Here is a 16369-nt window from a genome sequence, read left to right on the forward strand (position 1 = left end):
GATCACCGAACGTCTCTTCGCCGACGGCATCGCGATGGTGCAGTTGCTCGGACCGCAGGATCGGCTGCTCCGCGTGGTCGAGCGGGAGCATCCAGGGGTCGACGTCCACGTGCGCGACAATGAGATCACCCTTACCGGCGAGCCCGCAGCGGTGTCCGCCGCGCGCGAGCTGGTCGAAGAGCTGTTGACCATGACGCGCGCCGGGCACAGCATCGCGCCCGCGGATGTCGCCAACTCGAACCGGATCTTGCGGAGCGAGGGCGGGCCGCGCCCCTCCGAGGTGCTCGGCGAGGCCATCCTCTCCAGTCGCGGGCGGGTGATCCGACCGAAGACGCTCGGGCAGAAGGCGTACGTCGACGCCATCGAGAACCACACGATCACGTTCGGCATCGGTCCGGCCGGGACAGGCAAGACATACCTGGCGATGGCCAAGGCTGTGCAGGCCCTGCAGCGCAAAGAGGTGAACCGCATCATCTTGACCCGCCCGGCGGTGGAGGCGGGGGAGAGGCTCGGGTTTCTGCCGGGGTCGCTGACGGACAAGATCGATCCCTACCTCCGACCGCTGTACGACGCCCTCAACGAAATGATGGATCCCGAGATCCTCCCCAAGCTCATGGCGACGGGCACGATCGAGGTCGCTCCGCTCGCCTACATGCGAGGGCGCACGCTCAACGACTCGTTCGTTGTGCTCGACGAGGCTCAGAACACGACCCCCGAGCAGATGAAGATGTTCCTCACGCGTCTGGGGTTCAACACCAAAATGGTGGTCACCGGAGACATCACGCAGGTCGACCTCCCGCAGGGCACTTCGGGACTGCGTACGGTCACCCGAGTGCTGAGCAACATCGACGACCTGCACTTCGCCTATCTGACCAGCGATGATGTCGTGCGTCACACGCTGGTCGGTCGGATCGTCGATGCGTACTCGGCGTACGACGAGAAGCGCCTCGCGGCCCGACGTGAGCGGGATGAGGCAGCCGAGTTCGCGAACCGCGCCGACCGGCGCACGCAAGTTCCCCACACCGGTGGACCTCGGGACCACCTTCCCCAGCGAGGACGCCGATGACGATCGAGATCACCAACGAGTCCGGGGTCGCCGTCGATGAGACGGTGCTGCTCCGGCTCACGGAGCACAACCTGGCCGAGCTGCACGTCAGCCCGGACGCGGATCTCGCGATCCTGCTCGTGGACGAGGGTGCCATGGAGTCCCTGCACGTGCAGTGGATGGACGAGCCGGGCCCGACCGACGTGCTGAGCTTCCCGATGGATGAGCTTCGCCCGGGTACGGAGGAGGCGCCCACGCCGGAGGGGTTGCTCGGCGATATCGTACTGTGCCCCCAGGTCGCCGAGAGCCAGGCGCAGACGGCGGGACACTCGACCCTCGATGAGCTGATCCTGCTCACCACCCACGGGTTGCTTCATCTCCTCGGGTTCGATCACGCCGAGCCGGCGGAAGAGAAGGAGATGTTCGCGCTGCAGCGCGATCTCATCATCAGCTTCCATGCGTCCGAGCGGCGCCGTACGCATCCGTGACCGCCGCTCTCCTTCTCGCCGCCGCCGTGGTCCTCGTGGGCTTCGGTGGCCTCATGGCGGCCCTCGACTCTGCCCTCGGCGTGACCTCCCGTGCCGACCTCGAGGAGATGTCTGAGACGGGTCGGAACGCCGCCTATCTTCGCGGGATCGCCGACGATCCCGCTGCCCACGCGACCGCGGTCAGCTTCATCCGTGTCCTCTCGGAAACGACGGCCGCGGTGCTCGTCACGATCGCGCTGATGTTCCTCTTCGACAACGAGTGGTGGGCGGCGCTGGCGGCCGCGGCCATCATGACCGGAATCTCCTTCGTCGTGGTCGGCGCGAGCCCTCGCAGTGTCGGGCGGCATCATGCGCGGGCCCTCCTGCGGGGAGCCGCACCGGTGATCCGTGGTGTCCGCATCGTGCTCGGGCCCCTCGCGCACGGTCTGGTCGCGCTCGGTGACCGGGTCACGCCCGGTATCTCGCGTGGCTCCTCGTTCGCGACCGAGGAGCAGCTTCTCAGCATGGTCGACGAGGCGGCGTCGCAGGACCTCATCGAAGAGGATGATCGCGAACTCATCCATTCGGTGTTCGACTTCACTGACACCTTCGTGCGCGCTGTCATGATTCCCCGCCCCGATCTTGTGACCGTGGATGCCGACACGACGACGCGCGCAGCGATGGATCTCTTCCTGGAAACCGGTGTTTCTCGTGTGCCGGTCATCGATGAGGACGCCGACGACATCGTCGGCATGGTCTACCTCAAGGATCTCGTCCAGTTCGCCTATCGTGACGAGGAGCGCTGGGCCGCGGCGCCGGTTGCGCAGCTCGCCCGGCCCGCGGTCTTCGTCCCGGAGTCGATGAAAGCCGAGACGCTGCTGCAGCAGATGAAGCGGGAGGCCGTGCACGTGTGCATGGTAGTCGACGAATACGGTTCGGTGTCGGGTCTGGTGACCCTTGAGGATCTGATCGAAGAGCTCGTGGGCGAGATCGCGGACGAGTTCGACCCCCGCACGAGCGAGGCTGTCGAGGTCGCCCCGGGACGGTTCCGTGTGAGCGGACGGCTCGGGCTGGATGAGGTCGGTGAATTGTTCGACGTGGACCTGGAGGATGACGAGGTCGACTCCGTTGGCGGGTTGCTGGGCAAAGAGCTCGGCAAGGTGCCCCAGCCGGGCGCCGTCGCCGAAGTATCGGGTCTGCGTCTGACCGGCGGCGCATCGCGCGGCAAGGGACGCGGTGTCACCACCGTCTTCGTCGAGCGCGTGGCGCCCGCCGACCAGCCACGCGACGAGAAGAGAGCACGCGCATGAACAGCCCGGCAGACCCCCACTCCGGTTTCGTGACCTTCGTCGGTCGCCCGAACGTCGGAAAGTCGACGCTGATGAACGCGCTGGTAGGGGAGAAGATCGCGATCACCAGCGATAAGCCACAGACGACGCGACGTGCCATCCGCGGCATCCTCAACCGTCCGGGCGGCCAGATCGTGATCGTGGACACCCCGGGTCTTCACCGCCCCCGGACACTCCTCGGCCAGCGACTCAACGACCTCGTCGAGGAGGTGCTGGGTGATGTGGACGTGATCGCGTTCTGCGCACCCGCAACCGAGAAGGTGGGGCCGGGAGATCGACGTATCGCGGAATCCCTCGACGGCTACCCCCGCGCGAAAAAGATCGCCCTGGTGACCAAGACCGATGTCGCCGCGCGCGATCAGATCACCGAGCGCCTCATGGAGGTCGACGCCCTGCGTGAGGACTGGGCAGCAGTGATTCCAATCTCGGCCGCCACGAACGATCAGCTCGACATCCTCGCCGACGAGATCCTCTCCCTCCTGCCCGAGGGACCGGCGCTGTACCCGGACGACATCGTCACCGATGAGGCCGAGGAAGACCGGATCGCGGAGATCATCCGGGAGGCCGCTCTCGAAGGCGTCCGCGATGAGTTGCCCCACTCGATCGCCGTCGTCGTCCAGGACGTCGAGCCCCGTGAGGACTCCGACCTCACCGACGTGTATGCCGACATCGTCGTCGAGCGTGACAGCCAGAAGGCGATCATCATTGGCCGCAAGGGATCGCGCCTGGCCGAGGTCGGAGCTCGGGCACGTGCCGGAATCGAGCCGTTGCTCGGAAGCCGTGTCTACCTGTCGCTGCACGTGAAAGTCTCCAAGGAGTGGCAGCGCGACCCCAAGAAGCTCGGTCGCCTCGGGTTCTAGCGACTCGCATGGCATCCATGTCCCACCGTCTGCCGCGTCGTGTCCCAACAAGGACATCCCACATCGCACCGGCGTGGTCCAGCGGGATGTCCCGGAGGCGTCCGTGTACGAGACCCCGTCGGCGCCGAAGATGACGAGCGGGACGCCCGTCGGTGCCGCCGGCGATGCCGCGGGGGTGGATGTCGAGATGGTCCGGCTCGAGCGGCCTGCTAGCATGGGCGCATGCGCGTGCGCTCGCTTCTCCTTAGCAGCCGCGACGGGGCCTCGATTTAGGGCCTTCCCCGTCGCGGAGCTTCGTGTCGGCCCGCTCCATTTGAGCCAGGAAGAAGCGACCCCCGTGAAGAACACCCAGAAGCCGTCCGGTATGCCGACGCACAAGTACCGCCCGTTCCGCGAGCAGATCGGCGTCTCGCTGCCCGATCGCACGTGGCCGGATGCCCACATCACCGAGGCGCCGCGCTGGTGCGCCGTCGACCTGCGCGACGGTAACCAGGCGCTGATCGACCCGATGAGCCCCGAGCGCAAGCGGATCATGTTCGATCTGCTCGTGAGCATGGGCTACAAGGAGATCGAGGTCGGGTTCCCCTCGGCCAGCCAGACCGATTTCGACTTCGTGCGCCATCTCATCGAGGACGAGGTCATCCCTGATGACGTCACGATCCAGGTGCTGACTCAGGCGCGCGAGCACCTGATAGAGCGCACCTACGAGTCGATCAAGGGCGCCAAGCGCGCCATCGTGCACTTCTACAACTCGACGAGTGTGCTGCAGCGCGAGGTCGTCTTCCGCACCGACAAGCAGGGCATCATCGACATCGCCCTGGAAGGCGCGCGTCTGTGCAAGAAGTTCGAGGCGATGGTCCCCGACACCGAGGTCTTCTACGAGTACTCGCCCGAGAGCTACACCGGCACAGAGCTCGAGTTCGCCGTGGACGTCTGCAATCAGGTCATCGATGTGCTGCAGCCGACGTCCGAGCGGAAGGTCATCATCAACCTGCCCGCCACGGTGGAGATGGCGACACCGAACGTCTACGCCGATTCGATCGAGTGGATGAGCCGTCGTCTGAATCACCGTGAGAACGTGATCCTGTCGCTGCACCCGCACAACGACCGCGGGACCGCCGTGGCGGCCGCCGAGCTCGGCTACATGGCCGGTGCCGATCGGATCGAGGGTTGTCTGTTCGGCAACGGTGAGCGCACCGGAAACGTCGACCTGGTGGCTCTGGGCATCAACATGTTCACGCAGGGCATCGACCCGCACATCGACTTCGGCGATATCGACCACGTCAAGCGCACGGTCGAGTACTGCAACCAGCTGCCGGTCCACGAGCGCAGCCCCTGGGCGGGCGACTTGGTGTTCACAGCGTTCAGTGGATCCCACCAGGACGCGATCAAGAAGGGCTTCGAGGCGATGGCCGCCGAAGCCGAGGCGCGCGGGGTGCACGTCGACGACATGGTCTGGGCCGTGCCGTATCTGCCGATCGACCCGAAAGACCTGGGTCGCTCGTATGAGGCCGTTATCCGTGTCAATTCGCAGTCCGGCAAGGGCGGCGTCGCCTACCTGCTGAAAACCGATCACGCCCTGGATCTGCCTCGCCGACTGCAGATCGAATTCTCTGGTGTCGTGCAGGCCATGACGGATGCCGAGGGCGGTGAGGTCACGAGCGATCAGATCTGGTCGATCTTCACCGACGAGTACCTGCCCTCAGATGACGCAGAGGCGAAGTGGGGCCGGTTCGAGCTGCTGTCCACGCGCACCGAGAGCGATATGAGCGGGGACGTCACGCTCGACGTGAGTCTGCGCGATGGGGAGAACGTTGTTGACGCTGCGGGCCACGGGAACGGTCCGGTCGCCGCGTTCGTCTCGGTCCTGCGCGAGCAGGGCTTCGATGTCACGGTCTACGACTATGTCGAGCACGCCCTCAGCGCGGGCGGTGACGCCCAGGCCGCGGCGTACGTCGAATTGCAGGTCGAGGGTGAGCGCCTCTGGGGCGTGGGCATCGACGGCGACATCTCGACCGCATCGCTCAAGGCGATCGTGTCGGGCGTCAACCGGGCGATTCGCACCCGCGAGAGCGCCGCTCAGCTGGCCGCCGTCTGATCAGGACTCGTCCGTCTTCACGATCGGGATCTGGCTGGTCTCGATCGCGACTTTCTGCCGGAACAGTGCGCGCTGTTCCGGCAGGGAGATATCGAACACGACCGCGAGGATCCTGATCGTGGTCGTCACGATGATCGCGACGATCGCCGCCTCGACCAGCGACACGCCGAAGGCGTGGAGGACGACGAGCACGGCGCTTCCGGAGGCGGCCGCGACCGCGTAGAGCGAGCCGACGTGCATGATGGCCACGGGCAGTCCCATCAGCATGTCGCGCAGGATGCCGCCGCCGACGGCCGCCGCGGCACCGACGAAGATCGCCGGCACCTCGGGGAGCCCGAGAAAGAGCGCCTTGCTCGTGCCGAAGGCCCCGAACAGGCCGATCACCAGGGCGTCGAGGCCGACGATCAGCCAGTTGATGCGCTGAAGATACGTGGCGATGAGCATCCCGGCCATGGACGCCAGGACGGCGGTGATGAGGTACCAGTTCGATTGGAGTACGACAGGGAGCTGGTTCAACAGCAGGTCGCGAATGAGTCCGCCGCCCATCCCGATCAGGATGCCGATCAACGCGACGCCGAGAAGATCCAGATGGCGAGTGCCGCGGAATCCAGAGGCGAACATCGCCCCCTGGAGTCCGCCGAGTCCGACCGCGGCGAGATCCGCCCAGATCGGAATCACGAGCATCGCGTCGTCCATAGCCCCATTGTCCTCGCCTGCCGGGATAATCGTAGGATGCCCACCTATCGCGACGAGGTTGTGGTCCTGCGGACTCACAAGCTCGGCGAGGCCGACCGCATCGTGACGCTTCTCAGCCGGCGCCACGGCAAGGTGCGTGCTGTTGCGAAGGGCATCCGGCGCACCTCGTCACGTTTCGGCTCGCGGCTGGAACCGTTCATGGTCGCGGACGTGCTTCTCTACCAGGGCCGCTCGCTGGACATCGTGCAGCAGGCGGAGTCGCTCGGCTCGTACGGTACGCAGATCGTCGGCGACTATGACCGTTACACGGCTGCGAATGCGATGGTCGAGGCCGCGGATCGGTTGTCGGATGCCGAGGCGACCCCCGCGCAGTACCTGCTGCTCCTCGGCGGGTTGCGGGCGCTTGCGAACGGCGACCACGCCTCGCGCAGCATCCTGGATTCCTACCTGTTGCGTGTCATGACGCTCTCCGGCTGGGCCCCGGCCCTCGCTGACTGTGCGCGCTGTGGCCGTCCAGGCCCGCACGCGCACTTCGTCGCGCAGCTGGGTGGCATGGTGTGCACGAACTGCGCGCCTGCGGGCGGTGTGCGTGTCGCCGAAGGAACGCTCGAGCTGTTGCGCTCGCTCGTGGCCGGCGAGTGGGAGATCATCGATGCGGCCTCTCCCCGCGACACCGGTTCGGCGTCCGGCCTGATCGCGGCCTACACACAGTGGCACCTCGAGCGCGGCATCCGCTCACTCGATCACGTCGGAGGCGGATCATGACCCCCAAGGCCTATACCCACAAGGACGCGGTGCCGTACCGGCCCGTGGACTGGACCGGTCTTTATCCTCCGGCGTACGAGAAGGGCACCGTTCCGCATCACGTCGCGATCGTCATGGACGGCAACGGGCGGTGGGCAAATCGCCGCGGACTCACGCGCGTCGAGGGTCACAAGGCGGGGGAGGCGGCGCTGCTGGACGTGGTCGCCGGTGCGATCCAGGCGGGAGTGAAGCACCTGTCGGTCTATGCGTTCTCGACGGAAAATTGGTCGCGCTCGCCCGACGAGGTCCGCTTCCTCATGGGCTTCAACCGGGATGTCCTCCATCGCCGGCGCGACCAGCTCAACGAATGGGGAGTGCGCGTGCGCTGGGCGGGACGCCGGCCGCGGCTGTGGTCGAGTGTCATCAAAGAGCTGCAGTACGCCGAGCAGCTCACCGCCGACAACGACGTGCTCACCCTCACCATGTGCGTCAACTACGGCGGACGTGTGGAACTCGTGGATGCGATGAAGCAGATCGCCGAAGAGGTCGCGGCCGGACGCGTGCGTCCTTCCGCGGTGAGTGAGAAGCTCATCCGTCGCCACCTCTATCTGCCCGATATGCCGGACGTCGACCTGTTCGTGCGCTCCAGCGGCGAGCAGCGGACATCGAACTTCCTGCTGTGGGAATCGGCCTACGCCGAGTTCGTCTTCCTCGACACGCTGTGGCCGGACTTCAGCCGCCAGGATCTCTGGGAGGCGATCGACCGCTACCTCGGACGCAATCGTCGTTTCGGCGGCGCGGTGGACACACCCCATGTCGCGCGCGGAGGCAACGCGTAAGCCGCGCACGCTACGCTTCGCGGGGACGGCGGCGTCCGGCCGCCCGACGAACCCGAGAGGACAGTCCATGCTGCACGAACGTGACACGATCCGCAACGAGGTTCTGGATGAGGTGTTCGCCTCGCCCGATCTGTCGGTCGCGCTCCCCAAGTACCGGATGCCGGATAAGGAGCACGAGGCCCGCCACGTGTTCCAGACCGTCTCGGATGAGCTGATGCTGGACGGCAACTCGCGTCAGAACCTCGCGACCTTTTGCCAGACCTGGCTCGAGCCCGAGGTCCTTGCACTCATGGCCGAGACACTCGACAAGAACATGGTCGACAAGGACGAGTACCCGCAGACGGCGGCGATCGAGCAGCGCTGCGTCCACATGCTCGCCGACCTCTGGAACTCGCCCGACGCGCACAACACGATCGGCACGTCGACGACGGGCTCGAGCGAAGCCGCGATGCTCGGCGGGATGGCGCTGTTGTGGAAGTGGCGGGAGCGTCGGCGCGCCGCGGGACTGCCGACGGACAAGCCGAATCTGGTCACCGGGCCGGTGCAGGTCTGCTGGCACAAGTTCGCCCGCTACTGGGATGTCGAGCTGCGCGAGATCCCGATGGAGGGCGACGTCTTCGCCATGACGCCGGAGTCGGCGCTCGCTCGGGTCGACGAGAACACGATCGCGGTCGTGCCGACGCTGGGTGTCACCTTCACTGGCGTCTACGAGCCCGTGAAGGAGGTGCACGCCGCGCTCGATCGCCTGCAGGAACAGACCGGACTGGATGTCCCGATGCACATCGACGGGGCCAGCGGCGGCTTCCTCGCCCCGTTCACCTACCCCGAGCTGGAGTGGGATTTCCGGCTCCCGCGCGTGAAGTCGATCAACGCGTCCGGGCACAAGTTCGGGCTGGCGCCGCTCGGCGTCGGGTGGATCATCTGGCGGGATGCTGACGACCTTCCCGAGGACCTGATCTTCAACGTCAACTATCTCGGCGGCAACATGCCGAGTTTTGCCCTGAACTTCTCTCGGCCCGGCGGACAGGTCGTGGCCCAGTACTACAACCTGCTGCGGCTGGGACGCGAGGGATATCGCAAGATCCACCTGTCGTGCCATGAGACAGCGCAGTATCTCGCCACCGAGATCGGCAAGCTCGGGCATTTCGAAATCATCAATGACGGCAGCCCGGAGGCGGGGATTCCCGCCGTGTCGTGGAAACTTCGCGAGGACCGCGAGCACAACTTCACTCTCTTCGACCTGGCCGACCGCCTTCGCACCCGCGGATGGCAGGTCCCGGCGTACACGATGCCGCCGCATCGCGAGGACCTCGCGGTCCAGCGCATCCTCGTCCGGCAGGGCTTCAGCCGCGACCAGGCAAGTCTTCTGATGGACGACTATCGTGCTGCGATCTCGCACTTCGACCGCCACCCGGTCGGCGTGCCGCTGGACGAAGCTGAGGCCGGCGGATTCCACCACTGACGCGCACGCGCATTCTCCGGCGAATGGCGGGTGGGACAGTCGCAAACCGCCCGCCATTCGTCTGGGAGAATAGGGGAATGTCGTCAGCTCAGATCGCTCCCACCGCGCCGCTGCGCATCGGGCCGATCGAGCTCGATGCGCCGGTGGTCCTCGCCCCGATGGCAGGGATCACCAACACCGCGTTCCGACGTCTCTGCCGCGAGTACGGCGCGGGACTCTACGTGAGCGAGATGATCACCTCGCGCGCGCTCGTCGAACGCAACGAGACGACGATGCGGCTGATCACGCACCACGAATCCGAAACGCCCCGCTCCATTCAGCTCTACGGAGTTGATCCTGCCACGATCGAATCCGCCGTCCGCGTGCTGGTCGAAGAGGACCGTGCCGACCACATCGACATGAACTTCGGATGCCCTGTTCCCAAAGTCACCCGCAAGGGGGGCGGCTCCGCGTTGCCGTGGAAGCTGGGCCTGTTCCGCGAGATCGTCACCCGCGCGGTGAAGGCGGCGGGCGACATCCCGGTGACGGTGAAGATGCGCAAGGGCATCGATCAGGACCACCTCACGTACCTCGACGCGGGCCGGATCGCCGAGGATGCGGGTGTCGCCGCAGTGGCGCTGCACGCGCGCACCGCCGCGGAGTTCTACTCGGGGCACGCGGACTGGGAGGCGATCGCGACGCTGAAGGAGCATGTCACCTCGGTGCCCGTCCTCGGAAACGGCGATATCTGGTCGGCCGCCGACGCGATCACGATGATGGCGCAGACCGGCTGCGACGGTGTCGTGGTCGGTCGGGGCTGCCTCGGACGTCCATGGCTCTTCGGCGAGCTCGCCGAGGCCTTCGGTGTTCCGAGCGTGACCGGGCCCGTCGATGCGAATCTCGCTTTCGTGGCGCGGGCGTTCCGTCGCCATGCCGAGCTCCTCGTCGAGTTCTTCGACGACGAGGGTCGCGGATGCCGTGACATTCGCAAGCACGTGGCCTGGTATTTCAAGGGGTATCCGGTCGGCGGCGAGACTCGCGCGGCGCTGGCCACATCGTCCTCACTCGCAGAGATCGATGACATCCTGGCCACGCTCGACCTGACCGCTCCCTACCCGGGGGCGGCTGCCGAAGGCCAGCGCGGGCGTGCCGGAAGCCCGAAGCGTCCGGCGCTGCCGGACGGCTGGCTGGACTCTCAGGAGTTCGATCTTGCCGAGTCCTGTGTGCTCGCCGACGCGGAGTTGGACCACAGTGGCGGATGATCGCGGCTCGACCGCTCCACGTGCGCCCGGATACGACGCGCCCGATGCCGAGCGCTTCTATGCGGAGCGCCATCGATCCCAGCGCGACAGCTTCGCCCGCGACCGCGCGCGTGTGCTTCACTCCGCGGCCCTTCGGCGCCTGGCGGCCAAGACTCAGGTGCTGAGCCCCGCCAGCACGGCAGACTTCGCGCGAAACCGCCTCACGCACTCGCTCGAAGTCGCTCAGGTCGGCCGCGAGTTGGCGACCGCTCTGAAGCTGGCACCGGATGTCGTCGACACCGCCTGCCTCAGCCACGACCTCGGTCATCCGCCCTTCGGACACAACGGCGAGCGCGCGCTCAATGACTGGGCAGAGGACATCGGCGGTTTCGAGGGGAACGCGCAGACTCTGCGGATCCTCTCTCGACTCGAGCCCAAGGTGATCGACGGCGCGGGCCGCAGCCACGGCCTGAACCTGACGCGGGCCAGTCTCGACGCGACGTGCAAGTATCCCTGGACCGACGAGCACCCGATGCCCGATCCCGGCGGCCGGCTGAAGTACGGCGTGTATGCCGAGGACGCAGATGTCTTCGTCTGGATGCGCGGGGACGCCCCGGGGCGCGTGCGGTGCATCGAGGCGGAGGTCATGGATCTCTCCGATGACATCGCGTACTCGGTGCATGACTTCGAGGACGCCGTCGTCAACGGGTACCTCGACCCGGCGATGCTGGCAGACCGTGCCCAGCACGATGCGCTGGTCACCGGCATCCAGAACTGGGTCGGCTTCGACTTCGCGCGCGATGAACTCGAAGACGCGCTGTACCGGATCATGCGGATGCCGGAATGGCTCACCAGCTTCCACGGCACCCGGCAGGATCTCGCCCGGCTGAAGAACCTCACGAGCGATCTCATCGGCCGATTCGCGCGTGCCGCCACGACGGCGACGTGGGAGGCGGCCGCCGGCCCCGTGCTGACCCGCTACGCTGCGAACGTCGTCGTCCCTCGCGTCGTCGAAGCCGAGATGGCGGTGCTCAAGGGGATCATCGGAACCGCTGTCGTCGGCATCGATGGTCGCAAGTCGCTCTACAAGGAGCAGCGTCGGCTCCTGAAGCGCCTGGCAACCGCGCTGTGGGAGGCGCCGGAGCACCTGGACACGGTGTACGCCCAAGACTTCATCGCTGCTGCGAACGAGAACGCGCGGCGCCGCGTCATCGTCGATCAGGTGGCGAGCCTCACCGACCAGCACGCGATCTCGTGGCACGGTCGCCTCGTGGGCGATATCGATGCTTCCTCCCTCGGGATCTGGACTCCGCGCAGCGTGGACACGTTGCCATGAGGAGCCGCTGATGGCCGGGCGCATCGCCCAGGCCGACGTCGAAGAGGTCAAGTCCCGTACCAACCTGGTGGACATCATCGGCGAGCGTGTGGCACTCAAGCCGGCGGGAGTGGGCTCGTGGAAGGGGCTGTGTCCTTTCCACGATGAACGCAGCCCGAGCTTTCACGTCCGACCGCAGGTGGGGTTCTATCACTGCTTCGGCTGCGGCGAGTCCGGGGACGTCTATTCCTTCCTGCGGAGGATGGACCACCTGAGCTTCACCGAGGCGGTCGAGCGTCTCGCAGGACGGATCGGCTATGCGCTGCACTACGAGGACGGTGGTGCCGCGCCCGAGACCTCGGGCCGTGCACGCCTGCTCGCAGCCAACGCGGCCGCGGCGGAGTACTTCCGCGCGCAATTGCAGACACCTGACGCCGAGATCGCCCGCCAGTTCCTCGGCGGCCGCGGATTCGATGCCGCGGCGGCCGCCCACTTCGGCGTGGGTTTCGCCCCGCGTGGCTGGTCGGGGCTCTTCGACGCGTTGCGAGGGCAAGGCTTCACGCAGGAAGAGCTGTTGGCTGCAGGCCTGCTCTCCCAGGGTCAGCGCGGGGCGTACGACAGATTCCGCGGACGTGTAGTCTGGCCGATCCGGGACGTGACCGGTCAGGTCGTCGGCTTCGGCGCCCGAAAGCTCTTCGACGACGACCAAGGCCCGAAGTACCTCAACACCCCCGAGACGCCGCTCTATCGCAAATCGCAGGTGCTCTACGGCCTGGACCTCGCCAAACGCGACATCTCCCGCAACCATCGGGTGGTCGTCGTCGAGGGCTACACCGACGTGATGGCGTGCCATCTCGCGGGGATCACGACCGCGATCGCCACCTGTGGGACGGCATTCGGTGCCGATCACATCTCGGTGCTCCGGCGGGTCATGGGAGACGACACCTCCTCCGGAGAAGTGGTCTTCACCTTCGATCCGGATGCAGCGGGCGAGAAGGCGGCGCTACGCGCCTTCGCCGATGAGAAGCGCTTCTCGGCACAGACCTACGTCGCCGTCGCACCGGAGGGACTGGACCCGTGCGACCTGCGTCTTGCGCGCGGCGATGCGGCGGTGCGGGCGTTGCTGGACACGAAGCTGCCGATGTTCGAGTTCGTCATCGACCGCCGTGTCGCGCAGTTCGACCTCGCGAGCGTCGAGGGGAGGGCAGCGGCCCTCCGCGCTGCCGCGCCCATCGTCGCCGACATCCGCGATCCCTCGCTCCGCCCGGGTTACGCGCGCGTGCTGGCGCGCCGCATCGGCCTGGATCTCGACGAGGTGACCCGGGCCATCGGCGGCTCGCGCGGACGCGGCGCAGCGCCGCGTCCGGTGCCGCCGCCCTCGGAGCCTCCGCCACCCGAACCGGCGATGCCCGCGGTCACGCTGGCCTCGCTCCCACGGACGCGGGAGGTCGTGCTCGAGCGCGATGCGCTGATGGGTGCGTTGCAGTTCGGGCACCGTATTGACGAGTCGACGCTGCGACGGGCACTGGGAGCACCTTTCCGGCATCCGGCACTGGATGCCATCCGTGTCGCCGTCGCCGACGTCGACGACTACCAATCACCCGGGTGGGCGGTGCGTGCCGTCGACCGCATCCGTGAACCCTTTCGGGGGTTGGGATCCGAGCTGTTGATGGGGTCCTTTCCCGCCTTGACCGACACCGATGCCGAGGCATCCGCCGCCGACCTCGCTCGACGGCTGATCATCCGCCGTATCGACGCGGAGAAGGCCGAGCTGCTGCGCGCGATCGGCCGCGTCGCCCCGGATTCCCCGGAGGGGCGTGACGTTCGCATGCAGCTGCGCACCCTCGATGAGGACCGCGTCCGATGGAGCGTGGAAGGAGCGCGGTGACCGGGTCGCTCCGGCGCCGGTGGCTGCGGGGTGGCGCCTGCCCGCGGGAGCGGGCAGGATGAATCCATGGCTCGTCGCATTTCCACGGACGCCGCGATCGTCTGCTCTGATCTGTCAATCAGTCATGTCGCGCGCGGCGAGACGACGAGACTCATCGACGGGATCACCTTCACGGTCGCCCGGGGGTCTGTGCTCTCCGTGATGGGACCGACAGGCGCGGGCAAGTCGAGTCTGCTCGCCGTGCTCGCCGGCCGCGCCGACAGCGGCATCGCCGTCACCGGGGGAGAGGCGCACGTCGACGGGATCTCGGTGCGCCGCCCTGGGCGGGCGCTGCGTGAGCTGACCTACTACACCGGGTACCTCGCCCAGTCCGCCGGTGCACACCTCCCTTCGCGGCTCACGGTGTCAGAGGTCATCGCCGAGCCGGTGACCAGCCGCGAACGTCGCGTGAACCAGAAGGCTTTGTCGATCCGCGTGGCAGGGTTGCTCGATGAGCTCATGCTCCCGTTGGGGCTGGCCGGGAAGTTCCCTTATGAGTTGAGCGCGGGCATGCGCCAGCGCGTGGCCCTCGCACGTGCGCTCGTGCTGGATCCTCGGATCCTGGTCGCCGACGAGCCGTTCGCGAACCTGGATGTCGATGTCCGAAAGGCCGCACGCGAGGCGATCACACGCCGCCGCGACGCCAGCGGTATGGCTGCGCTCATCTCCACGCACGAGCCCGAGGCGGTCCGCGAACTGGACGCCAACGTGCTGGTGCTGCGTGGCGGACACGTGGTGGCGTTCGGGCACGGCACCAAGGATCTGATCTGGACGCCGAGTGCCGAAGCCGATCACGGCATGGTCGTGTCCTGAGTCGTGAGCACGCCCGGAGCTTTGCTAAGATAGCGGAGTTGCCTGTTTCGGCGGGCATATTCCTCGGTAGCTCAATTGGCAGAGCAATCGGCTGTTAACCGATAGGTTCTTGGTTCGAGTCCAAGCCGGGGAGCTTTCTTTGTAGGGACTCATGCGGGCCTCGGGTCATCTGGCGTGACAGTCGGACGAGGAGGCCTGTGGTGTCGACGACCGCACGTGCTGCCGCGTGGGGATTCGTCTACCTGCTGATCGCGTTGGCGCCGCTGCTCCTGAGCCTCATCCAGCTCGATCCCGGACGTGGATTCTGGGTGAACGTCTCGGTCGCCGCCGGCTTCGTCGGTCTTTCTCTCATGGGGCTGCAGTTCGCCCTCGCAACGCACACCGTGCGCACCGCGCGCGTGTTCGGGCTCGACATCCTGTTGCGCTTCCACCGGCAGATCACCGTGCTCATCGCGGTGCTGATCTTCGCGCACCCGATCATTTTGTTCGTCTGGGACCCGCGTTTCCTCGAACTGCTCAACCCGGTGACCTCGCCGGTGCGCGCGAAGTTCGCGGTGCTGAGCGTTCTGCTGCTGATCCTCCTGATCGTGTCCTCGATCTGGCGCCGAAAGCTGCGGCTGCGCTACCCGGTCTGGCAGATCCTGCACAGCGTCCTTGCGGTGCTCATCGTGCTCACGGCCCTTCTCCACGTGCTGCTCATCGGCTACTACGTCAGCGAGACGTGGGAGCAGATCCTCTGGGCCGTGTACACGATGGCCTTCGTCGCACTCGGGGTCTGGGTGCGACTCATCCAGCCCCTCATCCGTTGGCGTCGCCGGTGGCGAGTGGTCGAGATCACAACGTTCGGGGACGGGGCCGCGACACTGATTCTCGAGCTGGTCAACCCCGCCTCATACGGTCCACGGGGCTTCCACTTCCAGGCGGGTCAGTACGCGTGGATCCGTACGGGCGGAAATCCGTTCGCCATCACGTACAACCCATTCTCCTTCGCGTCCAGCGCGGAGCACCCTGAGCGCGTCGCGTTCACGATCAAGCAGGAGCACGGGTTCACCACAACAATCCCCGATCTGCAGCCCGGCAGCACCGTCTATCTCGACGGTCCATGGGGACACATGACGATCGAGCGGCACAACGCCCCCGGGTTCGTCCTGGTGGCGGCCGGAGTGGGCATCACCCCGATGCTGAGCATGCTCACCACCATGGCGGACCGGGGCGACGCGCGACCCGTCATGCTGCTGCTCGGCAACCGGCACGAGGATGCGGTGATCGGTCGTGCGGCTCTCGATGACCTGCAGCGCCGGATGCCGAACCTGACGCTCGTGGAGATCATCAGCCGGCCGAGTGCGTCGTGGACGGGAGAGCGCGGGCGGATGAATGCCGCGTTCCTCGACCGGATGCTTCCGGCCGATCGCGGCGAGCGGCAGTACTTCATCTGCGCCGCCGAGCCCGTGATCGACGCCGTCTCCGCTGGACTCACCGAGCTCGGGGTCGCCGAGCAGCGCGTGTTCGCCGAACGATTCGCAATGGGATGATG

General features: G+C 66.7%; 14 protein-coding genes and 1 tRNA gene. 14 read left to right on the plus strand and 1 reads right to left on the minus strand.

The window, feature by feature from the left end; translation table 11 throughout:
* The first annotated feature begins 34 nt into the window (after positions 1 to 34).
* The 5 genes from ABD206_RS03625 to leuA all read left to right on the plus strand — a co-directional run bounded on the left by ABD206_RS03625 (position 35) and on the right by leuA (position 5819).
* The gene (locus ABD206_RS03625) at positions 35 to 1066 is read left to right on the plus strand and encodes a PhoH family protein (RefSeq protein WP_344071404.1); all 1032 of its coding nucleotides are present in this window, start codon (positions 35 to 37) and stop codon (positions 1064 to 1066) included.
* Positions 1063 to 1533 carry an rRNA maturation RNase YbeY gene (ybeY, locus tag ABD206_RS03630; protein ID WP_344069395.1) on the plus strand — a complete coding sequence of 157 codons (471 nt, stop codon included), beginning with the start codon at positions 1063 to 1065 and terminating at the stop codon, positions 1531 to 1533. The genes ABD206_RS03625 and ybeY overlap by 4 nt, the downstream gene beginning before the upstream one ends.
* Positions 1530 to 2822, plus strand: a complete 1293-nt coding sequence (locus tag ABD206_RS03635) for a hemolysin family protein (RefSeq protein ID WP_344069398.1) — start codon at positions 1530 to 1532, stop codon at positions 2820 to 2822. The genes ybeY and ABD206_RS03635 overlap by 4 nt, the downstream gene beginning before the upstream one ends.
* Entirely contained in the window at positions 2819 to 3721 is a 903-nt protein-coding gene (gene era / locus ABD206_RS03640; protein ID WP_344069401.1) for a GTPase Era, read from the plus strand. Before ABD206_RS03635 ends, era begins: the two co-directional genes overlap by 4 nt.
* Positions 3722 to 4058: 337 nt before the next feature.
* Entirely contained in the window at positions 4059 to 5819 is a 1761-nt protein-coding gene (gene leuA / locus ABD206_RS03645) for a 2-isopropylmalate synthase (protein ID WP_344069404.1), read from the plus strand.
* Here the strand turns inward: leuA and ABD206_RS03650 are convergent, their stop codons facing one another.
* On the minus strand, positions 5820 to 6515 hold the full coding sequence (locus tag ABD206_RS03650) for a trimeric intracellular cation channel family protein (RefSeq protein WP_344069407.1): 696 nt from the start codon (positions 6513 to 6515) through the stop codon (positions 5820 to 5822). It lies immediately after the preceding gene.
* Positions 6516 to 6551: 36 nt separating this feature from the next.
* Here ABD206_RS03650 and recO point away from each other — a divergent pair, with 36 nt between their 5' ends.
* From recO to ABD206_RS03695, 9 genes are all read left to right on the plus strand, one after another.
* Positions 6552 to 7280 (plus strand): DNA repair protein RecO, encoded by a 729-nt coding sequence (recO, locus tag ABD206_RS03655; RefSeq protein ID WP_344069410.1) that lies wholly within the window; start codon positions 6552 to 6554, stop codon positions 7278 to 7280.
* On the plus strand, positions 7277 to 8098 hold the full coding sequence (locus ABD206_RS03660; RefSeq protein WP_344069413.1) for an isoprenyl transferase: 822 nt from the start codon (positions 7277 to 7279) through the stop codon (positions 8096 to 8098). The genes recO and ABD206_RS03660 overlap by 4 nt, the downstream gene beginning before the upstream one ends.
* A gap of 67 nt (positions 8099 to 8165) precedes the next feature.
* On the plus strand, positions 8166 to 9560 hold the full coding sequence (gad, locus tag ABD206_RS03665; RefSeq protein WP_344069416.1) for a glutamate decarboxylase: 1395 nt from the start codon (positions 8166 to 8168) through the stop codon (positions 9558 to 9560).
* A gap of 77 nt (positions 9561 to 9637) precedes the next feature.
* On the plus strand, positions 9638 to 10801 hold the full coding sequence (gene dusB / locus ABD206_RS03670) for a tRNA dihydrouridine synthase DusB (protein WP_344069419.1): 1164 nt from the start codon (positions 9638 to 9640) through the stop codon (positions 10799 to 10801).
* Positions 10791 to 12116 (plus strand): deoxyguanosinetriphosphate triphosphohydrolase, encoded by a 1326-nt coding sequence (locus ABD206_RS03675; RefSeq protein WP_344069422.1) that lies wholly within the window; start codon positions 10791 to 10793, stop codon positions 12114 to 12116. Before dusB ends, ABD206_RS03675 begins: the two co-directional genes overlap by 11 nt.
* Positions 12117 to 12126: 10 nt before the next feature.
* Entirely contained in the window at positions 12127 to 13983 is a 1857-nt protein-coding gene (gene dnaG / locus ABD206_RS03680) for a DNA primase (protein WP_344069427.1), read from the plus strand.
* Between the two features lie 66 nt (positions 13984 to 14049).
* Positions 14050 to 14835, plus strand: a complete 786-nt coding sequence (locus tag ABD206_RS03685; RefSeq protein WP_344069430.1) for an ATP-binding cassette domain-containing protein — start codon at positions 14050 to 14052, stop codon at positions 14833 to 14835.
* 60 nt (positions 14836 to 14895) lie between these two features.
* Positions 14896 to 14968: transfer RNA gene (locus tag ABD206_RS03690), tRNA-Asn, on the plus strand.
* 67 nt (positions 14969 to 15035) lie between these two features.
* Entirely contained in the window at positions 15036 to 16367 is a 1332-nt protein-coding gene (locus tag ABD206_RS03695; protein WP_344069433.1) for a ferredoxin reductase family protein, read from the plus strand.
* The last annotated feature ends 2 nt before the right edge of the window (positions 16368 to 16369 follow it).

The organism is Microbacterium sediminicola (assembly GCF_039531125.1).
GTDB classification, from domain to species: domain Bacteria; phylum Actinomycetota; class Actinomycetes; order Actinomycetales; family Microbacteriaceae; genus Microbacterium; species Microbacterium sediminicola.